General features: G+C 67.4%; 16 protein-coding genes and 1 pseudogene. 10 read left to right on the forward strand and 7 right to left on the reverse strand.

What is annotated here, in order from left to right; all coding sequences use genetic code 11:
- Nucleotides 1–11: 11 nt before the first annotated feature.
- Together ACZ3H8_RS10575 and ACZ3H8_RS10580 are read right to left on the reverse strand one after the other, a co-directional pair.
- Nucleotides 12–2,045 (reverse strand): ATP-binding SpoIIE family protein phosphatase, encoded by a 2,034-nt coding sequence (locus ACZ3H8_RS10575; protein WP_467399833.1) that lies wholly within the window; start codon nt 2,043–2,045, stop codon nt 12–14.
- Between the two features lie 536 nt (nt 2,046–2,581).
- Nucleotides 2,582–2,917: pseudogene (locus tag ACZ3H8_RS10580) on the reverse strand (RtcB family protein); the annotation flags it as partial.
- A 461-nt stretch (nt 2,918–3,378) separates the two neighbouring features.
- On the opposite strand from ACZ3H8_RS10580, the gene ACZ3H8_RS10585 reads away from it, so the two are divergent.
- Entirely contained in the window at nt 3,379–4,632 is a 1,254-nt protein-coding gene (locus ACZ3H8_RS10585; RefSeq protein ID WP_467399836.1) for a KAP family P-loop NTPase fold protein, read from the forward strand.
- A gap of 14 nt (nt 4,633–4,646) precedes the next feature.
- A complete protein-coding gene (locus tag ACZ3H8_RS10590; protein WP_467399838.1) occupies nt 4,647–6,455 on the forward strand; it encodes an Hsp70 family protein in 1,809 nt (602 codons plus the stop codon).
- A gap of 222 nt (nt 6,456–6,677) precedes the next feature.
- Here ACZ3H8_RS10590 and ACZ3H8_RS10595 read toward each other — a convergent pair whose 3' ends face one another.
- Nucleotides 6,678–7,934 carry an RtcB family protein gene (locus tag ACZ3H8_RS10595; protein WP_467399841.1) on the reverse strand — a complete coding sequence of 419 codons (1,257 nt, stop codon included), beginning with the start codon at nt 7,932–7,934 and terminating at the stop codon, nt 6,678–6,680.
- 171 nt (nt 7,935–8,105) lie between these two features.
- Between ACZ3H8_RS10595 and ACZ3H8_RS10600 the strand changes: the two genes are divergently transcribed.
- The 3 genes from ACZ3H8_RS10600 (at nt 8,106) to ACZ3H8_RS10610 (ending at nt 11,391) form a co-directional block, all read left to right on the forward strand.
- Nucleotides 8,106–8,951 carry a DUF3558 domain-containing protein gene (locus ACZ3H8_RS10600; protein WP_467399843.1) on the forward strand — a complete coding sequence of 282 codons (846 nt, stop codon included), beginning with the start codon at nt 8,106–8,108 and terminating at the stop codon, nt 8,949–8,951.
- Between the two features lie 167 nt (nt 8,952–9,118).
- Nucleotides 9,119–9,850 carry a DUF3558 domain-containing protein gene (locus ACZ3H8_RS10605; protein WP_467399846.1) on the forward strand — a complete coding sequence of 244 codons (732 nt, stop codon included), beginning with the start codon at nt 9,119–9,121 and terminating at the stop codon, nt 9,848–9,850.
- Nucleotides 9,851–9,993: 143 nt separating this feature from the next.
- Entirely contained in the window at nt 9,994–11,391 is a 1,398-nt protein-coding gene (locus ACZ3H8_RS10610) for a DUF2637 domain-containing protein (RefSeq protein WP_467399847.1), read from the forward strand.
- A gap of 283 nt (nt 11,392–11,674) precedes the next feature.
- On the opposite strand, the gene lysS is transcribed toward ACZ3H8_RS10610, so the two are convergent.
- Nucleotides 11,675–13,408, reverse strand: a complete 1,734-nt coding sequence (gene lysS / locus ACZ3H8_RS10615) for a lysine--tRNA ligase (RefSeq protein ID WP_467400006.1) — start codon at nt 13,406–13,408, stop codon at nt 11,675–11,677.
- Between the two features lie 193 nt (nt 13,409–13,601).
- Between lysS and argS the strand changes: the two genes are divergently transcribed.
- Nucleotides 13,602–15,368: an arginine--tRNA ligase gene (gene argS / locus ACZ3H8_RS10620; protein WP_467399849.1), complete on the forward strand. Its 1,767-nt coding sequence runs from the start codon at nt 13,602–13,604 to the stop codon at nt 15,366–15,368.
- Nucleotides 15,369–15,380: 12 nt separating this feature from the next.
- Here argS and ACZ3H8_RS10625 read toward each other — a convergent pair whose 3' ends face one another.
- Entirely contained in the window at nt 15,381–16,667 is a 1,287-nt protein-coding gene (locus ACZ3H8_RS10625) for a helix-turn-helix domain-containing protein (RefSeq protein WP_467399852.1), read from the reverse strand.
- A gap of 303 nt (nt 16,668–16,970) precedes the next feature.
- Between ACZ3H8_RS10625 and ACZ3H8_RS10630 the strand changes: the two genes are divergently transcribed.
- A complete protein-coding gene (locus tag ACZ3H8_RS10630) occupies nt 16,971–17,642 on the forward strand; it encodes a DUF4232 domain-containing protein (protein WP_467399854.1) in 672 nt (223 codons plus the stop codon).
- A gap of 75 nt (nt 17,643–17,717) precedes the next feature.
- Here the strand turns inward: ACZ3H8_RS10630 and ACZ3H8_RS10635 are convergent, their stop codons facing one another.
- Complete coding sequence (locus ACZ3H8_RS10635) at nt 17,718–17,987, reverse strand: DUF1876 domain-containing protein (RefSeq protein WP_307661823.1); 270 nt, start codon at nt 17,985–17,987, stop codon at nt 17,718–17,720.
- 213 nt (nt 17,988–18,200) lie between these two features.
- Here ACZ3H8_RS10635 and ACZ3H8_RS10640 point away from each other — a divergent pair, with 213 nt between their 5' ends.
- On the forward strand, nt 18,201–19,070 hold the full coding sequence (locus ACZ3H8_RS10640; RefSeq protein WP_467399857.1) for an NAD(P)-dependent oxidoreductase: 870 nt from the start codon (nt 18,201–18,203) through the stop codon (nt 19,068–19,070).
- On the opposite strand, the gene ACZ3H8_RS10645 is transcribed toward ACZ3H8_RS10640, so the two are convergent.
- Nucleotides 19,060–19,461 (reverse strand): ATP-binding protein, encoded by a 402-nt coding sequence (locus tag ACZ3H8_RS10645; RefSeq protein WP_467399859.1) that lies wholly within the window; start codon nt 19,459–19,461, stop codon nt 19,060–19,062. The genes ACZ3H8_RS10640 and ACZ3H8_RS10645 overlap by 11 nt on opposite strands.
- Before the next feature lie 152 nt (nt 19,462–19,613).
- On the opposite strand from ACZ3H8_RS10645, the gene ACZ3H8_RS10650 reads away from it, so the two are divergent.
- Nucleotides 19,614–20,396 (forward strand): helix-turn-helix domain-containing protein, encoded by a 783-nt coding sequence (locus tag ACZ3H8_RS10650; RefSeq protein WP_467399861.1) that lies wholly within the window; start codon nt 19,614–19,616, stop codon nt 20,394–20,396.
- The gene (locus ACZ3H8_RS10655) at nt 20,396–20,635 is read left to right on the forward strand and encodes a DUF397 domain-containing protein (RefSeq protein ID WP_467399864.1); all 240 of its coding nucleotides are present in this window, start codon (nt 20,396–20,398) and stop codon (nt 20,633–20,635) included. The genes ACZ3H8_RS10650 and ACZ3H8_RS10655 overlap by 1 nt, the downstream gene beginning before the upstream one ends.
- Nucleotides 20,636–20,686 lie beyond the last annotated feature (51 nt).

Below are 20,686 nucleotides of genomic sequence, written 5' to 3' on the forward strand. Positions count from 1 at the left end.
ATATGCCTGCGTCAGTGGAGCGGCTGCTCCGTCCAGATGGTCTTGCCTCTCCCCGTGCGTCGGGTGCCCCAGTCCTGGGTGAACTGGGCGACCAGGTACAGGCCGCGGCCGCCTTCGTCGTCGTCCTCGGCGTGTCGCAGATGTGGAGAGGCGTTGCCGGAGTCCGCGACCTCACAGGTCAGAACAGCGTCGCGGATCAGGCGGAGCCCGATCGGCCCTTCGGAGTAGCGGACGGCATTGGTCACCAGTTCGCTGGCGATGAGCCCGGTGGTGAAGTCGAGGTCGGTGAGGTCCCATTCCGCGAGTCGGCCGCTGACCAGACGGCGGGCCTCGGCGGCGCTCTCCGGGGCGTTGGCCAGCGTCCAGGAGGCCAGCTTGTCCGGGCCGAGTGCGCGGGCACGTGCCAGTAGCAGCAGGGCGTCGTCGTCGGGGGGCTCGGGGAGCAGTGCGGCAGCCAGTGCGTCGCACGTGTCCTGCAGGGTTCCCGTGGGTCTGCCGAGTGCTTCCCGGTAGTGGGGGAGCCGGCTTTCCGTGGTGCCCTGGATGAGCCCGGTGTTGTGGAGGGCGAGGATGCTGCCCTCGGGCACGTCCACGCGCGTGGTCGTGTACGAGGAGGCTCCTCGTCCCAGGACGGGGCCGGTCGGGCTTTCAACGATCCGCACCGTGCCATCGGGTACGCCGAGGATGGGCGGAGGGTGGCCGGCGCGGGAGAGGACACAGCTGCCGTCGGAGGGGTCGTAGACGGTGTAGAGGCAGGTCGCCGTCAGCGCCGGCCTGTGGTCGTCCCGCGCAGGCGGGTAGCCGTGTGAGAGTTCCTCGGTCAGGCTGTGGAGGCGTTCGAGAAGCTCGTCGGGCGGCAGGTCCATGGCGGCGAAGGCCGTGACTGCCGTACGCAGTCGCCCCATGGTGGTCACGGTCCCCATGCCCCGCCCGGACACTTCGCCGGCCACGAGCGCGACCCGCGCGCCGGACAACGGGATGACGTCGTACCAGGCGCCGCTGGAGGCCACCGGCAAATAGGTGTACGCGGTCTCCACGGCCGTGTGTGTGGGCAGCCGGGTGGGCACCAATGACCGTTGAGTGAGTCGGGCGAGGGTGTGCTCGCGCGTGTAGCGGCGGGCGTTGTCGATGCATACCGCGGCACGGGCCACCAGGTCAGCGGCGACGCTCAGGTCGGCTTCCTCGAAGGGCGATGAACCCTTCGTACGGAAGAAGGCCGCCATCCCGAGGACTACTCCACGCGCCGCCAGCGGCACGGCCATGAGCGAGTGCGCACCCGCGTCCCGCAGCATCTGGGCGGCAACCGGATCCCTGGTGGGCCACCTTTCGTCCGCACCGAGTCTGCGAATGAGACGGGGCCGCAGGTCTGTCAGGGACTGGGCGTACGGGCTGCCGTACCGCAACACCCTGACATCCCCAACCTCGTACGAGGTCCGCACTGCCTCCGGGGCGGCCGCCTGGAAGCCCGCCCGCCGCAGGGTGACCGGGTTGAGCAAGGGCCCCGGAGCGGGGGCTTCGCCGTGCAGCACGGTATCGAGAACGTCGACCGCCACCACGTCGGCCAGGCCCGGCGCGGCGATATCAGCCAGCTCCTGCGCCGTACGGAACACGTCCAGGGTGGTCCCGATCTGTTCACCGGCGCGGTACAGAAGTTCCAGCCGTCGCTGGGCGCGATGCTGCTCGGTGATGTCGACCACCGTGGCGGCGACCCCCAGGGTGCGGCCGTCGGTGCCCTGGAGGCGGAATGCCGAGACAGCCAGCACCCGCACTCCCTCGGGACCGCGGGGCAGACGGCCTTCGTACTGGAAGTTGCTGACCGGTTCCCCGGTGGCGAGCACCCCGCGGAGCATACGCTCGACGTCGTCCACGACGAACCCAAGGTCCCGAAAGGTACGGCCCACGGCCTCACTCTCGCTGAAGCCCTGCGCGCCCGGCGCGGCGGCGTTGAACCGCACGATCCGTAGATCAGGGTCCAGTACGTGCAGGCCGATCGGGGGCTCGGTGAACAGCGCGTGGAGCAGTGCCGCGGCGTAATCGGGGTGCATGCCGTAAGGGCCTCCTTCGCCACCGAACCCAGCACGGCTGTCGGTGCAATCAGCATCTCGCAGCGGACGCCGGGCTGCCTCTTACGCAAAGTAACCACAGCTGGTGATCACTGGGCAGCGGAGGCCGGCGTGTGACGACCGGAGTGGGGGGCCGCTCAACCTCCAGAACACCACGACTGGCCGGACAGGCGGCGCTGTGACACCAGGCTCCGACAATCACGATCACAGCGGCAGGCCCCCGGACCGCTGCCGGTCCACGACACGGTTGCGAGATTTGCGCACCCGCGAGATCGGTCTGTACGAAGCCCTCGGAACCCGGCTGCGACATCCTGCTGCAGTTCCTGGTCGAGGTGGCCCTCTCGCCCAGCTCCGGCGGCATCCTCGGCATTTTCCTGGGCATCGGCGCTGCTGGTTGCCGGGCCCTGGGTCGAGCCGCCTGACCGAGCGCCTGTGCGGACCAGGGACCAGCCCTCGCAGCGCACGGGGACCTCAAGTCGGTCGAAGTGATTTCGGCCCAACGCACGTGACCGAGCCCCCTTCTCGATCGGCTTGTACGCACCCGGGATCTCATCCACGACGCCGGAGTCCTTACGGCACTCCACACCCCGCGTCTGCTCCTCCAGATCCCGCGTCGAGAACCGCCGCTTCGCAGCGTTCCGGCTCATCTTCCGACCCGCCCCGTGCGAGGCCGAGTTGAACGACTTCTCGTTCCCCAGACCCTTCACGATGTACGAGCCGGTGCCCATCGATCCCGGGATGATGCCGAAGTCCCCGCTGCCCGCCCGGATCGCGCCCTTACGGGTCACCAGCAGGTCCATGCCCTCGTACCGCTCCTCCGCCACATAGTTGTGGTGACTACAACTGACCTGCTCCGTCGAGGGAGTTCGCGGCTGCGTACTCCGCCGCCACGTTGAAGCTGCTGCCGCAGCCTCTGCGAAGCCAAAGAGATACGTGATTCCGCCGCGAGCTTCTCGTGATCATCTTGCACGGTCTTGTCGTAGATCTGCATCCCGCTTCGTGCAACTGATCCACCACGGTCGGGCGCAAGGCTCTGAGGTCCTCGTCCGCTTCTGCTGACGTGGGGATTCTCAGCGAAGGGCTGCCCGATAGAGCTGCCGTCATAGCTCGCCGTCGGCCGAGTTGAGCGACGGTCCACAGCCAAGACAGCAACCCATGCTGTCCCCTGGATGAAGTGGCGCCGCAACCTTGGCAAAACCGCCCCAGCAGTCGGGCAGCACGGGCACCATGGGTATACGGCCAAATCCGGAGAGTGGTTGCGCTCGTCGGATCGGCCGTCCATCTGGGGGGAATCTTGCTCACAGACAATGCTGTCTTGACCGCTGATGGCGACCGGTTTGGCTTCAGCACGCACGCCCATGTCCTCTGCGACGCTATCCAGGCGACCAGCGACCTGCCGCTGACGGTGGGGATCTTCGGGCCCTGGGGTATGGGCAAGTCAAGTTTCATGAACATCTGCGGCGATCTGCTTCGGCAGCAGGGCGTTCGGACGATTTCGTTCAACCCATGGAAATACGACAGGAAGGATGAGGTCTGGCACGCACTCATCCAGACAGTGCTCACCGAGATCGCCCACGATCTTGAGGTACGAGAGGCCGCTGGAGAAGTCGGGGGCAAGGAGAAGTTGGCGCTAGCGCTGCAGAAGGCGCGGCGCCTAAGCCGGGCCATGGCCTGGCTGCTCGCTCGTAACTCCGTCGGTCCGCTCACGGGCGGGACGGTCACACCGGACACCGTCGACAAACTCCAAGCGGTATCCGACGCCGTAGATGCCGTGCGGTATCGGCACATCAACGAGTTCGAGAAGGACTTTAGGGACGTCGTTGATGCCTACACCGGCAACGGGCGGCTCGTACTCTTCATCGATGACCTGGACCGGTGCACCCGCGAAGCCTCGGTCACAGTTCTGGACTCGCTCAAGCTGTTCCTCGGCGAGGCATCGTGTGTCTTCGTACTTGCGATGGACCACCAGTTGATCGCCGAGGCTGCAGCAGAGCGGCTGGGTGGCGATACCGAGCGCGGCCGCCAATACCTCGAGAAGCTCATCCAGTTCCCGTACCACCTGCCGGGAGTCCCGTACGAAGCGATGTACCACCACCTGCGCGGGCAGATCCTGGACCCGGAGTTGGCCAACGACAAATCCCTGTGGACGCTCATCCGGACCGCGTTCGGCTCCAACCCACGCCGGGTAAGGCGCTTTATCAACGCGCTCAATCTCACGGGACTCACTCTAAGGCTCCACAATCACCCATCACGCGAGCGACTGATGCATGCCGCCATGCTGCTCGCCCTGCGCATCCAGCACCCGGACTTCTTCCAAAGCGTTCTGCGCGATCCGGAGATTTGGGCCCGCTTCGACAGCGCCAATCGTGGCGTGGCCCCGCTCAGCCGTGAGGAATCCCTCATAGCCGATGCCGACCGGAACCTGATGCCTCTGATCTCCGCAATCTCCGCCGGCCGCCCGGAGTTCGACTTCCCGGCGCCGCCGACCACCGACCAGATTCGGACCTTGACCGAAGTCCTCACCATCACAAGCGGGCTGGACCCCCAAGGCTCCGGAAGTCCCCAGTGAGCGCGGGGCTTCCCATGAGTGGAGATGTCGACCCGGATGTGGGACACGTAGTCGGCCTGGACATCGGCGACGGGGAAAGCGCTCTGTCCTGGCTGTCGACCAAGCCCCTAAAAGAGCTGACCGGGAATGCTCCGGAACCTGCTGGCATCTATGTCCGGCCGCGCACCGGCGAGTCCAGCATCGTGACAGCTATGGCGCGCACTGACGCACCTCCTGGCCGCCTGATCGGCGAGGAGGCCGTCCTGGCCAGTGGAGCAATCCAGTTCAGCGTCAACTTCAAGGATCGGCCCCTCCCCAACGGCATCGTCACGCCCGATGCTGTTCTGTTCGCGCAGACACTGCTGGCCGAGTTCTTTGCCGAGCATCCCGGGATAATTAACGACTGCGTGGTGTACGTCGGCCATCCGGCTGGCTGGGACGGCCCCTCAGTCGACACCTATCGACGCCATTTCGCGGGTATGCAGTTGGATCTACGGCTCATGCCCGAGTCGCATTCGGCTCTGTTGCATGTGCGGGACCACAGGGCAGGACGTGACAAGCAGGCGAGCCAGCAAGAGGACAAGCAGCTCGAGCGGGTGCTCGTCATCGACATCGGCTCATCCACCACCGACTTCACCTTCGTGGACGACCTGAAACCGCACAACCTGTCCATCGGCTCCGAATTCGGCTGCCAGCAGATCGATCAGGAGTTGGCCAAACGGGTACGCAGGGCGTGCGGCGACAACTCCGAATTCACTCGCGTACTCAAGGCTGGCGGAGGCAGGGATATGTTGCTTCTGACCTGCCGACGGGCAAAGGAGGCACAGTTCGCCCGCAGACCAACGGAGTTTATGGAGTGGGATTCGACATACGACGGCGACTTCTCTGCCATCGTCCACCTCGCCGGGAGGTGGCTCATCAATGCCGAAATCCCAGGGATCGTCGTGGAGCGGGGCGGCTGGGCGGACCGCTTCGCGGACCTGCTCTCCATAGCACGCACTGAGCTGGGAGACTCGCAGCCTCAGCTGATCGTGCTCACAGGTGGCGGTTCCCGGATGCCGTGCGTCCGCGACTTGTGTGCCACCGCTTTCCCCGAAACGAAGGTGGAGAATGACAAGGAACCTGCCCTGACCGTGGCACGGGGACTGGCGAGCAATGGACGGCACCGTGTCAACGTGGCCCGCTTCCGGCGCGATATCCGAGCACTGAGCGGCCAGCCGGAGTTCGAAAAGCACATCCGCAGTGCGCTGCTCGCTGCATTGGCGGCCATCAAGGAAACGCTGTACATGCAGTTCATGGCGGACACAGGTGGTAACTGGAATGAGGTGAGGGGACGCAAAAAGACTAACGCGCTGATCCGCGACGTCTTACATATGGACAAGGTGTTGGCGTCTCTGCATAGCTCACTGACAAGGAAGCTCACGCCGATCGTCCTGGATATCTGCCGGTCGTATGGAATCGCCGACGGCAAGTTTCGGATTGAGTTCACGCTACCGAACGTCATCGCGGATACCGTGGTCAGGCAGGTCAAGGGCAGCTGGAGGACGCTGCGAACTGCCCGCACCATGAGTGGGATGGGCGTGCAGGCAGGTCTACACCAAGCCCGGATGCGGCACATGGAAGGCGGGGACTGGCAGGCCAAGGCGATTGCATTGGCCTGGGGCATCGCCGTCGCAGCAGCTGGCAAGGGCTTGGAGGCGAATGCCGAATGGCGCATGAATCGGGCCTTGAACGCGCTGGGGCTTGAGGCGACGGACCTCGCTTCCCTGGTCACGGAAGTCGCACAATCGATCACGGCGCAGATGGACGAGCGAGCCCACCAGGTCGAGCGCTATCTGTCCTGACCCGAATCCTTTAGGACTCCGGGGCCGACAGCTCATCGCCGTTTTCGCCGAGGTGCAAAGCCCGGATATGGGCCAAGCTCAGCGCCAGGTGCTGGATGATCTGGGCTCGCGCCGCGAGCTAGGCTGATCCCGGTCCTGCATCCTCATCCAGCGGTAGTAGCCAGGAGCAGCAGAAGGCCCCGGCACACAACGACCGGGGCCCTCACTCACCAGCACAGGACTTCAGCCCTTCACGCAGATGACCTGCTTGAGCTTGGCCACGACCTGCACCAGGTCCCGCTGCTGCTCCATCACCTTCTCGATCGGCTTGTACGCACCCGGGATCTCATCCACGACGCCGGAGTCCTTACGGCACTCCACACCCCGCGTCTGCTCCTCCAGATCTTTCGTCGAGAACCGCCGCTTCGCCGCGTTCCGGCTCATCTTCCGGCCGGCCCCGTGCGAAGCGGAGTTGAACGACATTGGGTTACCCAGACCACGGACGATGTACGAGCCGGTACCCATCGAACCCGGGATGATCCCCCACTCCCCCGACCCCGCACTGATCGCACCCTTGCGGGTGACCAGCAGATCCATCCCCTCGTACCGCTCCTCGCTGACATAGTTGTGATGGCAGCTGATCACACCAGGGCGGTACTCGACGGTCCTCATCTGACCTTCAGCATCTTCCTGCTGGCAGGAGATGACCGGCTCGAAGGTCACCTTCGCCTTCTTGAACTCCTTGCGGACCACGTCCTGGAAGAGTCCCATCATGATCGCGCGGTTGTACTTCGCGTACTCCTGCGCCCAGAAAAGATCGTTACGGTACGCCCCCATCTGCGGCGTGTCCGCGATGAAGACCGCCAGGTCACGGTCGATCAGACCCTGGTTGTGCTGCAGCTTCTGGGCCTCGCCGATGTGGTACTCGGCGAGCTCCTTGCCGATGTTCCGGGATCCGGAGTGCAGCATCAGCCAGACCGATCCCGACTCGTCCAGGCAGAACTCAATGAAGTGATTTCCGCTTCCGAGCGAACCCATCTGCTTCGTCGCCCGCTCCTGACGGAACTTGACCGCATCGGCCACCCCGTCGAACCGGCTCCAGAAGTCACCCCACCCCGCCGTCGGAAAACCGTGCAGCCGACCCGGGTCCACCGGATCGTCGTGCATCCCCCTGCCGACCGGGATCGCCTGCTCGATCTTCGAGCGGAGCCGGGAAAGGTCACCCGGCAGGTCGTTCGCGGTCAGCGAGGTCTTCACCGCCGACATGCCACAGCCGATGTCGACGCCGACCGCCGCCGGGCAGACCGCCCCGCGCATCGCGATCACCGAGCCGACCGTCGCGCCCTTGCCGTAGTGGACGTCCGGCATCACGGCGAGACCCTTGATCCACGGCAGGGTGGCGACGTTCTGCAGCTGCTGCATGGCGCCGCCCTCGACCGTCGAAGGGTCTGTCCACATCCGGATCGGGACTTTGGCACCCGGTACCTCTACGTACGACATACTTCCTCGATTCCCCCGAAAGCCCATAAAAGTCTCAAAGCGCAAAACCTGCTCAAAGGCCCGCAAAAGACTCAACGGACCGGCATCCACGGCTGCGCGTGCGATAGACATTGTGTCCATCGGCCGCTGTCGGGCGGCAACCGTTTTTCCTCTCGAAGGGAGCCTGGGACCGTGCAACGAAAGGCGTACGTACCCGGCCTCGCGGCGCTCCTCGCGGCGCTCGTCGCCGGCTGCACCGCCGGCACCGGCACCGGCGGCTCCACCATCGACTCCAAGGCCGGCGGTCCCAAGTCCTCCGTCGCCGCCCCCGGCAAGTACCGCACGCTCCGTGAGCCCTGCGGCTCCATCGGGCGCTCCACCCTCAAGGACCTGCTGCCCGGAGCCGCCGAGCTGCCCGAGGAACAGCAGCAGAGGATCTTCCGCGGCACGGCCGTCGTCACCTACGACACCGACCGCCGCGTCGGCTGCGGCTGGAAGGCGGACTCCGCGGACGCCTCCCACATCCTCAGCGTCGACTTCGAGCGGGTCGTCTCGTACGACCCGGCTGTGAGCGACGACGACCGGGCGCAAGAGGTCTTCGCCAAGAAGCAGGCCGCGGCCGCGCTGCCGGTCCCCGCCGATCCCCGCGACGAGAAGGGCCAGGAGTCCACGGCCACCGGCTCCTCCCCCTCCCAGCCCCAGTCACCGTCCACGACGCCGAAGCCGACACCGACGGGGAGCGCGACGCCGACGGGTACTCCCTCCGGCACCCCGTCCGGCACCCCCGACGGGCTCGAACCCCGCGTCCTCGACAGCCTCGGCGACGCCGCCTTCATCGACGACGTCCTCACCGGAGCGGGTGCCGGATCGACCGCCCAGCGCCGCACCGTGAGCGTGGTCTTCCGCACATCGAACGTGATCGTGACCATCGTCTACGGCGCGCAGCCCGCCCGTACGACAGAGGTCCCGGACAGCAAGGAACTGCAGGAAAAGGCACAGAGTCTGGCCGGCAAACTCGCCGAGGAGTTCAGCGACTGACCGGCCCCGCGGACCGGCCGGTCAGTGGCGTACGAATCGGCAGACACACCCGCGGACGCGCCATGTCCGCGTACCGTGGCCTCGCCGACCGGACGGGCAGTCGGACGGACGGACCGCCGGAAGCCGGACAGCCCGTACGACACGACAATCGATCCACTGAAGGAACCATGCAGCGTTCAGCCCCGCGACTCACCCGCATACTCGCCTGCGCAGCCGTCCCGGTGATGCTCGTCGTCGCCGGCTGCTCCTCGGACTCCGGCTCGGACTCCGGCAAGGACTCGGGCTCGTCCTCCTCCGCCTCCGCCAAGGACCAGCAGGGCGGGCAGAAGCCCGCGACCGTCGCGCCCGCCAAGTACGCAAAGCTGCCCAACCCCTGCAAGTCGGTCTCCACGAAGACGATCGAGAAGCTGGTCCCGGCGACGAAGTCCAAGGCGGGCACATCGGGCAAGTCCAGCGATATCACCAGCCGCGGAAGCTGCTCCTGGAACGGTCTGGACGACAACGGCGTGAAGGGCTCGCAGTACCGCTGGTTCGACGTCTCCTTCCTCCGGTACGACTCCGAGACCTCCCTCGGCGTCAGCGGCCAGAAGCGCGCCGAGGACAACTACGCCAAGGAGATCGCCAAGACGCAGGCCACCGAGGGCGCGAAGAATGCCCGGACTTCGGCCGTGAAGGGCGTCGGCGAGGCGGCCACGGCCATCCGTTACGAGCTCAAGAAGACCGGCGAGGACTTCTCCTACGCCACGATCGTGACACGTACGGACAACATAGTGATCACGCTCACCTACAACGGCACCGGCTACGCGGGCGCGAAGTCCCCGGACTCCGCCGACCTGCTGGCGAGCGCGACGGCGGCCGCCAAGGAGGCCGTGGCCTCGGTCGGCGTCGCCAACAAGTAAGTTCCGGCCACGGCCTCAAGTACGTCCCGGCCACCGCTTGTTGACGGAGCCCGTAACCCTTTCGAAGCACGCCCGGAGCGACGGGCTCCGCAAGCGTGTGCCAGGCTGTGCCCGCTGGATTCGAAAACGGGAGGGGATCGCGGGTGGCCGCGATGCAGCTGACACGCACGCACCGAATACTCATTGCGCTCGTCGTCGCGGGCGCGGTGATCATCGCCGCGATCGGCTTCGCCGGGTCGTACGCCGCCGTACGCGAGCTCGCCGTGCGGAAGGGCTTCGGCGACTTCTCCCTCGTCTTCCCCATCGGCATCGACGCAGGCATCTGCGTCCTGCTCGCCCTGGATCTGCTGCTGACCTGGCTGCGCATCCCGTTCCCGCTGCTGCGCCAGACGGCCTGGCTGCTGACGGTCGCCACGATCGCCTTCAACGGCGCGGCGTCCTGGCCCGACCCGCTCGGCGTCGGCATGCACGCGGTCATCCCGGTGCTGTTCGTGGTCTCCGTCGAGGCCGCGCGGCACGCGGTGGGCCGGATCGCGGACATCACGGCGGACAAGCACATGGAGGGCGTGCGCCTCACCCGCTGGCTGCTGTCCCCCATCCCGACTTTCAAGCTGTGGCGCCGGATGAAGCTGTGGGAGCTGCGCAGTTACGAGCAGGTCATCAGGCTGGAGCAGGACCGGCTGATCTACCAGGCGCGCCTCCAGGCCCGGTTCGGGCGGGGCTGGAGACGCAAGGCTCCGATCGAGTCGCTGATGCCGCTGCGGCTCGCGAAGTACGGCGTACCTCTCGCGGAGACGGCCCCGGCGGGGCTGGCCGCGGCGGGCGTCGAGCCGGTGCTGCTGCCTCCGGCGCCCCAGTCCCAGGTCGAGGCGCAGCCCCAGCCGAAGGTCCAGGTCCAGGCCCAGCCGCAGCCCCATCCTGAGCTGCCGCGCGGGCAGGAGTGGCCGCAGGAGCACGACGAGTACCAGGAGCAGTACGACCAGCAGTACGAGCAGTACGACCAGCAATACGTCGCGCAGCAGGAGCAGTACGCCGCGCAGCAGCCCCAGCCCCAGTCGCAGCCCGGTGAGGGCGGCTCAGACATCCACGAGAGCCCCTGGTTCGCCGCGCCGCAGGTGCCGCAGGAGGCATACGAGAGCGCCGCCTTCAACCCGACGTACGTCGAGGGCCTGGAGCCCACCCCCGTACGCGTCCCCGCGGGCCCGGGCCGCACCCGCCCTCTCGGCGGCATGGTCCCCGGCCCCCGTACGGAGGCCCAGCAGCCGGAGCCCCAGGCCTTCCCCGAGCCGGTGGACGAGGTGCTGGAGGTGCCTGCCGTTCCCGGCCCGGCGGAGGACGAGGAGTTCGCCGAGCTCGCGTACCCGGTCTTCCGGACGTACGTGCAGCAGCACGGGGACTTCCCCAGCGCCGAGCAGCTCGACATACACCTCAACGACGGCCACGGCGTCCAGCACCCCCGCAGCCCCGCGCTGCTGCGCCGGCTGATCCCGGCGTTCAGGAACCGCTACCAGTCGGATCTCGAGGCGGAACACATCGCGTAGCCCGGGCCGCGCCCCTCCCGCAACTGGGGCTCCGCCCCAGACCCCGCGCCTCAATCTCCCCCAGACTTCGTCCGGGGGGACCTCCACGGGGCTTGATTTGCCCGGGCGGGCTTCAAGTTTCCGCCGGACGGGCGGAAATTCAAGCCCGTCCGGCATTTGAGGACAACGCCCGAAGGGCGTACGGGGGTCTGGGGGCTTGCCCCCAGTTCGGGAAGTGGGGGTCCCCCCACGCCCGAAAGGGCGTAGGGGGAGGGTTGGGGAACAGGCCCGCCGCAGGCGAGCCCTACGCCCCCAGAAGCTTCCGCACCCGGTCCGCGCCCACCGCCAGCAGCAGCGTCGGCAGCCGCGGCCCCGTGTCCTTGCCCACCAGCAGGTGGTACAGCAACGCGAAGAACGACCGCTGCGCGACCTTCAGCTCCGGCGTCGGCTTGGCGTCCGGCACCAGGCCCGCCATCACCTTCGGTACGCCGTAGACCAGCGTCGTCAGACCGTCCAGGGACCAGTGCGTGTCCAGCCCCTCGAGCAGCAGCCGCAGCGACTCGCGCCCCTGGTCGTCCAGCGAGCTGAGCAGCTCCGTGTCCGGCTCCTCGCGCACCAGGGTGCGCTGGTCGGCCGGGACCTGGGTGGTGATCCAGTTCTCGGCGCAGTCCAGCCGGGGCCGGACCTCGTCCAGCGAGGACAGCGGGTTCGCCGGGTCCAGGTCGCTCAGGATGCGGATCGTCTGCTCGTCGTGGCCCGCCGTGATGTCGACGACCGAGGCGAGCGTGCGGTACGGCAGCGGGCGCGGCGTACGCGGCAGCTCACCCGCGGCGGTACGCGCCGCCCGCGCGTGCGCCGCGGCGTCCGCGGGCAGCGCCGTCCCCTCCGCGACCTTGGCGTCCAGCTTGTCCCACTCGTCGTAGAGCCGCTGGATCTCCTGGTCGAAGGCGATCTTGAAGGACTGGTTCGGCCGCCGCCGCGCATACAGCCAGCGCAGCAGCTGCGGCTCCATGATCTTCAGCGCGTCGGCCGGCGTCGGCACGCCACCGCGCGAGGACGACATCTTCGCCATGCCGCTGATACCCACGAACGCGTACATCGGGCCGATCGGCTGCACACCGTCGAAGATCTCCCGCACGATCTGCCCGCCGACGACGAACGACGACCCCGGCGACGAGTGGTCGACGCCGCTCGGCTCGAAGATCACGCCCTCGTACGCCCAGCGCATCGGCCAGTCGACCTTCCAGACCAGCTTGCCGCGGTTGAACTCGCTCAGCCGCACCGTCTCCCCGAAGCCGCACGCCGAGCAGGTGTACGCAAGCTCGGTCGTCTCGTCGTCGTACGACGAGACGGTCGTCAGGTCCTTCCCGCACTGCCCGCAGTAGGGCTTGTACGGGAAGTAGCCCCCGGCGCCCCCGCTGCCGTCGTCCTCGGCGGCCGCGCCGGAACCCTCCGCCGCCTCCAGCTCCGCCTCGTCCACCGGCTTCTGCGACTTCTTCGCGGGAGCCTTCTTGGTCCGGTACTGGTCGAGGATCGCGTCGATCTTCGCCCGGTTCTTCATCGCGTGCAGGATCTGCTCGCGGTACGCACCCGCCGTGTACTGCTCGGTCTGGCTGATGCCGTCGTATTCGACACCCAGCTCGGCCAGCGCCTCGACCATCGCGGCCTTGAAGTGCTCGGCCCAGTTCGGGTACGCCGACCCGGCCGGCGCGGGCACCGAGGTGAGCGGCTTGCCGATGTGCTCACTCCACGAGTCGTCCACGCCGGGGACCCCGGCCGGCACCTTGCGGTACCGGTCATAGTCGTCCCAGGAGATCAGATGCCGGACTTCGTACCCACGCCGCCGGACCTCGTCGGCGACCAGGTGCGGGGTCATCACCTCACGCAGATTGCCCAGGTGGATCGGGCCGGAGGGCGACAGGCCGGACGCGACGACGACCGGTTTGCCAGGCGCACGTCGCTCCGACTCGGCGATGACCTCGTCCGCGAAACGGGAGACCCAGTCGGTCTCGGTGCTGCTCTGAGCCACGATCGGCACGTCCTCGTCCTTGATGCTCGGGTTGCTCGGGTTGGTTCGGTTGCTTGGGATGTAAACCATTCTCCCAGACGGGAGGCACCCCTCCGAGGTTGCCCGCTCCCCCGCCATTCTCGCGGGAAATGGCTTGTGTCTCCATGGGATACTTGACAACCGTCCAGACACCCCACGACACCCTCGACAGGAACGGAAGCTCATGGCCTCGGTCCCTTCCCTCGCTTCGACCGTGCAGCAGCACCTCGCGGACGCCCTCTCGGCAGCTCTGCCGGAGGCCGACTCCGCCGACCCGCTGCTGCGCCGAAGCGATCGGGCCGACTTCCAGGCCAACGGCATCCTGGCCCTCGCCAAGAAGCTGAAGGGCAATCCGCGCGAGCTGGCGACCCAGGTCGTCGAGGCGATCCCGGCCAATGATGTGCTGGGGGACATCGAGGTCTCGGGCCCCGGCTTCCTGAACATCACGATCACGGACCAGGCGATCACCGAGACCCTGGCCGCCCGCACCGCCGACGACCGGCTGGGAGTTCCGTACGCCGAGCACGCGGGCACGACGGTCATCGACTACGCCCAGCCGAACGTGGCCAAGGAGATGCACGTCGGCCACCTCCGCTCCGCGGTGATCGGCGACGCGATGGTGCAGATCCTGGAGTTCACGGGCGAGAAGGTGATCAGGCGCCACCACATCGGCGACTGGGGCACCCAGTACGGCATGCTCATCCAGTACCTGATCGAGCACCCGCACGAGTTGGACCACGAGGGCGTCGAGGAGGTCTCCGGCGAGGAGGCCATGTCGTCCCTTGACCGCATCTACAAGGCCTCCCGCGCGCTCTTCGACTCCGACGAGGAGTTCAAGGACCGCGCCCGCAACAGGGTGGTGGCCCTGCAGGCCGGGGACCCGGAGACGCGTGCCCACTGGCAGCGCTTCGTCGACGAGTCGAAGATCTACTTCTACTCGGTCTTCAACAAGCTCGACATGGAGATCCGCGACCCCGACATCGTCGGCGAGTCCGGCTACAACGACATGCTCGACGAGACCTGCCGCCTCCTGGAGGAGTCCGGCGTGGCGGTCCGCTCGGAGGGTGCGCTGTGCGTCTTCTTCGACGACGTGAAGGGACCGGACGGCAACCCGACCCCGCTCATCGTCAAGAAGAGCAACGGCGGCTACGGCTATGCGGCCACCGACCTCTCCGCCATCCGGGACCGGGTGCAGAACCTCAAGGCGAACACGCTCATCTACGTCGTGGACGCCCGGCAGTCCCTGCACTTCAAGATGGTCTTCGAGACCGCGCGCCGGGCGGGCTGGCTGAACGACGAGGTGAAGGCCGTCCAGCTGGCGTTCGGCACGGTGCTCGGCAAGGACGGCAAGCCGTTCAAGACCCGTGAGGGCGAGACGGTGCGGCTGGTGGACCTGCTGGACGAGGCGATCGAGCGGGCGACGGCGGTCGTTCGCGAGAAGGACGTCCAGAAGCAGCTCACCGAGGAGGAGATCGCGGAGCGCGGTACGCAGGTGGGCATCGGCGCGATCAAGTACGCGGACCTGTCCACGTCGGCGGCGCGGGACTACAAGTTCGACCTGGACCAGATGGTCTCGCTCAACGGCGACACGTCCGTGTATCTCCAGTACGCGTACGCCCGTATCCAGTCGATCCTCCGGAAGGCGGGCGAGGTCAAGCCTGCCGCGCACCCGGAGCTCGAACTGGCCCCGGCAGAGCGCGCGTTGGGCCTTCACCTGGACCAGTTCGGTGAGACCCTCGCGGAGGTCGCGACCTCGTACGAGCCCCACAAGCTGGCCGCGTACCTCTACCAGCTGGCGTCGCTCTACACGACGTTCTACGACAAGTGCCCGGTCCTCAAGGCGGACACCCCGGCCCAGGTCGAGAACCGTCTGTTCCTCTGCGACATCACGGCCCGTACGCTCCACCAGGGCATGGCACTCCTCGGCATCCGCACCCCCGAGCGTCTCTGACCCCAGGGGCCCTCAGGAGGAATTGGGCTGTTCGACCCAACTGCTCTTGTCCGGCCAGTACCCGTACTCGGTCGATCCCTTGATCGCGCTCATGCGGAACGGCTTCCCGCCGTCGTCGATACGTACCGTCCCGCGCCGGTCCCCGCTGCTCCAGTCGAGCTCCAGGTACCAGCTGACGTCGTGTCCCTCGGTGTGGAGGTCGAGGTTGAGCACCTGCGGATCGTTGGACGCGACCTTGTACGGGAAGTCCTTGGCGGGCACGACGGTGTCGCCGTCCTGCCCCGCCACGGGCTTCACCAGCGGATGCGACGCGTCCAGGTCGACGTCGAAGGTCTGCGGGGTGACACCGCCGCCGCAGCCGTCTCCCATCGAGTACGCATCCCGGTCGAGAGGTGCGCCGCGCCCGACGACCCGTACGTGCACGGCATTCAGCACCACCGAGTCCGCGGTCTTGCCCGTCGCTGTCAGCTGAAGCCGCATGTGGCCGCCGTCGATACCTCCCAGCGCACGGGCCCAGCTGCGGACGTCCTGCGGTGCGGGCGGCGGCGGGACGGCGTCCGGGCCCTGGTCCAGCACATAGAACTGCCCGCAGGGCTCGTCCCAGTTGTACGAGCTGACGCCCACCCGCAGCGGTACGCCGCCGGTCGCCGCGGGCGTGACCCGGCGGCTCGGAGCCGTCGCGGCCGACGGGCTCCCGGTCGGCGACGCGCTCGTGGAAGGACTGCCGCTCGGCGAGGCGCTCGGGGACGTGGAACGGGGCGGGGCGGTGTCTGGCGGGGCGCCGGCCCCGGCGACGGCGCCGGTCCTCTTCCCGTTCTCGTCCCCAGTGACCGCGTGGCCGACGACGATTGCGGCGGGCACGGCAAGGGCGACAACAGCCCCCGCGGCAAGGCCGATCCGCAGCCGCTTGGGGCCGCGGGCGGGCGGCGTGGCGTCGGCGTGTGGCGCGACGTCGGCCTCGGCTTCTGGCGCGACCTCGGACGCGATCTCGGGGGCTGCTGGGGCTGCCTCCGCCACCGCCTCCGGAGCCGCGCCCTCCACCCGCGCCCGCTTCCGGGCGCCGTCCGCCAGAATCCAGCGCCGGTGCAGCTCCACCAGCTCGTCCGGCGTCGCCGCGCACAGCCGCGCGAGCCGTTCCACGGGGGCGTACTCGGTCGGTATGGCGTCGCCGTTGCAGTACCGGTGCAGCGTGGACGTACTGACATGGAGCTTGCCCGCCAGCACACCGTAGCTGCGCCCGGAGCGGTCCTTCAGTTCTCTGAGCAGAACCGCGAAATCCTCGGCCTCTGGCGTCGCCACTGCCGTGTTCCCCCCTTGTGACCCCTGCCGACCGTCCCGGAACGCCGTTCCAGGGACGCGAAATCCGACCAGGTCACAGTACGCGGAAGCGTTCCAGCATCCCCAATGGTTCAGGGCCTGTTGCAGCCGCAATCCACCGCGGCCCAGCCTGTGATCAATGCGAAGCCGTATCCGCGACAGCCTCACTGATGCCGTGGCGGTACTCGTACTGATCGCGGCGATCGCGATCGTCACGACCCTCATCTGCCACTTCTGATGCCACTTCTGACCTACAGACCGTCCACACGGGGAGAACCGAACACCATGCGCAACGCCGCCGTAGCCGCCACCGCTCTGCTGGCCGCCCTCTCACTGACCGCGTGCCAGTCCTCCGACGACGACGGAAAGAAGCCCAGCGCGTCGGCCCCGTCCACGAGCGCCCCCGCGGCCGGCAAGACCGGGCCCACGACCGACGCCAAAACCCCGGCCGCGGACAAGACCAAGCAGCCCACGGCGGACACCAACCCCACCCCCAAGGGCAACGGAAAGACCGGCGATGGCAGCGGCCCCGTCACCACCGCCTGCACCGGCGCGAACACCAAGGTCACCGTCAGCAAGGTGAGCCGCCCCATCAACCACCTGCTGCTCACCGTCACCAACACCGGCTCCAAGGCGTGCAACGCCTACCACGCCCCGCTCCTCCGATTCGACGACGGCCAGGCGGCCACCCAGATCATGGACGAGAGCAAGCCGCAGGCGGTCGTCACCATCGCCCCCAGGCAGTCCGCTTACGCCTCGATCCTGCTGGCCTCCGCCGACGGCAGCGGCGAGAACGGGGGTACGGCAAAGACCCTCGCCGTGATGTTCGCCCCGCGCGACGGCTCAGGCTCTATCGGCACCCCCCACGTGCTCTCCCTCCCCGCGGACACGTACATCGACGACACCGCGGCCGTCAGCTACTGGCAGAGCAGCATGTCCGACGCGCTCACGTACTGACGCACACGATGTACTGACGCACACCACGCGACAGCCCCCACCGGATCCCCGGCGGGGGCTGTCACCGCATTCCAGTCACATCAGCGGGCGGGACGTTCTGCCCGATGCTTCATCGATCTCCGTGTGGGCCTTCTGCAGCATTTGCGAGGCGAGGTCCATGAGCGCCCGTGCGCCCGAGATCTCCTCGCCCACACGCAGCTGCTCCGGGTCGGAATGGTGGCGCTGGGCATTGCCGTGCCCGCGCATTTCCGTGCCGTCACCGAGCCTCACCATGGCGGCCGCTCTCGTCCGGTCGCCGTCCTCCTGGAACTCCATCTCGATGTGCCATCCGACGAGTGTCTTCATGGCGGATCACCTCCAGCGGTACTCCTTCCAGAGTGCGCCGCCCGGCCGGAGATCACCACAGCACTTACCAGATCCATCACTTACCAGCTGGTGAGTACCCGACTTAATAGTCGGTACTTGTTCCCTTTTCGCCGCGCGGCAAGGATCAGAAGCGATCCCGCACCGCATTCCCTTCCTTTCCTCTCCTTCCCTTCCTTCCGGAGGAACCTCGTCATGCCCGAGAACAAGCCCCCCGTCTCCGTACTCGGCCTCGGAATGATGGGCACGGCCCTCGCCGCCGCGTTCCTGAAGGCCGGACACCCCGTCACCGTCTGGAACCGCTCCCCCGCCAAGACCGGCCCGCTGGTCGCCCAGGGTGCGCTCCCCGCGAGGACCGCCGCCGAGGCGGTGGCCGACAGCCCGCTCGTCGTCTTCTGCCTGCTGACCAACGACAACGTCGAGGAGCTGTTCGCCACCCTCCCCGAAGCCGTCGCCGGCAAGACCCTGGTCAACCTCACCAACGGCACCCCGGCCCAGGCCCGCGACCTGGCCGCCTGGGCCACCAAGCACGGCGCCCACTACATCGACGGCGGCATCATGGCCGTTCCGCAGATGATCGCGGGCCCGCACGCGTACGTCCTCTACAGCGGCGACGAGCAGGCCTACGAGACCCACCGCCCCACCCTCGCCGCCCTCGGCGGCACCAAGTGGACCGGCACCGACCCGGGCCTCGCGGCCCTGCACGACCTGGCGCTGCTGACCGGCATGTACGGGATGTTCATGGGCGTCCTGCAGGCCTTCGCACTCGTGCGTACGGAGAACATCCCGGCCACCGAATTCTCCGAGCTCCTGGTCCCCTGGATCAGCGCGATGCTCTCGGGCGCGCCGGAGCTGGGCAAGGCGATCGACTCGGGACAGCACCTGACGGATGTCTCCAGCCTCGCCGTGAGCCAGGCCGCCTTCCCCAACCTCCTGAACACCTTCCGCGACCAGGGAGTCAGCACGGAATTCTTCGAGCCGCTCCAGGCGATCCTGGACCGCGCGATCGAGCAGGGCTACGAGGCCGACGGCCTGTCCCGCCTCGCGGACGTTCTCAAGAAGTAGGTCCGAACTCGCACCACACGATCTTCCCCGGATCACGCTCGCCGACCCCCCACTTGTCGGCGAGCGCATCCACGAGCATCAGCCCCCGCCCCGACTCCCCGTCCGGCTCCCGCACCCCGGGCTGCCCGTCGCCACTGTCGTGCACCTCGATACGGAGCAGCCGGTCCCCGTGCAGCCATAGCTTCAGCTGATAGCCGCGGCCGGGCGGTACGCCGTGCACGAGCGCGTTGGTGGCCAGTTCGCTCACACAGAGCAGCACGTCGCCGAGCCGAGCGCCGAGGCCCCAGTCGGCGACGGCCTCCCGTACGAACTGCCTGGCGGCAGGCACGGATCGCAGCTCGCGTCGGTAGAACTGCTCGCGCAGACAGGGCTGTTGAATCACGTCATCCATGAGACGAGCGTCACTCCCCGTGACTACGGTGATGCAGTGCGCGCACCCGTACAAAGTTTTTGTACGAGTCCTCGGCGCGTGACTCGGCGTCAGGGACGGGGAGTTGGACGAGCATGCACCCCAGAAAGCGACAACGTAAGAACGCGTCAGCAATGAGGCTGGTCGGAGCACTCGTAGCTGTATTTCGCGAGGCGGCCGGGCTGACCCAGCGCGAGCTCGCAGCCCAAGTCGCGCTGACCACCGAGTCGATCGCCTCGATCGAGCAGGGCCGGCGCCCGCTCAAGCCTGATCTGGCCAAGTTGATGGACCGGATCCTGGTGACGAAGCAGGCACTGGAGACGGCGGTCGCCAACATGCCGGAGATCGATCTGATCCCGTCATGGGCGGAGCAGTACATGGACCTGGAACGCGACGCAATCGCGCTGTCGTTCTTCGCGAACCAGGTCCTGCCGGGCCTGCTTCAGACGGAGAACTACGCCCGTGCAGTCTTTCGCAGCAGGGTCCCCGCGTTCAGCGAGGAGGAGATCAACGCCTTTGTCGCCGCCCGCATGGAGCGCCAGGAGATCCTGCGCCGCAAAGTGCCGCCGACCACGAGCTTCATCCTCTCCGAAGCAATCGTGCTGGCGCGCCTCGGCGGCAACGAGACGTACAAGGAGGCTCTGCGGCACATCCGCACCTGCGCCGACCTCCCAGGTTTCACGATCCAGGTCATGCCGCTCAACAGACAGACCCATGCAGCTCTGGACGGCCCGTTCATCCTGCTGGAAACACCGGACCATCAGCATCTGGCCTACACCGAGACACAGCGCGGCAGCCAGCTCATCTCCCACCCGGACGAGGTCAGCATCCTCGCTCAGAAATATGCGATGCTGCGGACTCAGGCCCTCAATCCCGAGGAGACAAAGGGCCTGTTGGACCGGCTGCTAGGAGAGTAATGAGCACTGAGCTTGAGTGGTTCAAGTCCAGCTACAGCGGCAGCGAAGGCGGCGAGTGCCTCGAAGTCGCGTACGACTGGCACAAGTCCACGTACAGCAGCGAGCAAGGCGGCGACTGCGTCGAGGTCGCCACCCACCCCGCCGCCGTCCACGTCCGGGACTCCAAGAACCCCGACGGCCCCATCCTCACGCTGGATCCAGCCACTTGGACCGCTTTCACAGCCTCAATTTTGGACTAGACCAAGATCCTCATTGGTCTATACCTTGACTTGATCACGTCAGCGCGCTTG

The sequence above is a fragment of the Streptomyces sp. NPDC002868 genome (genome assembly GCF_055563295.1).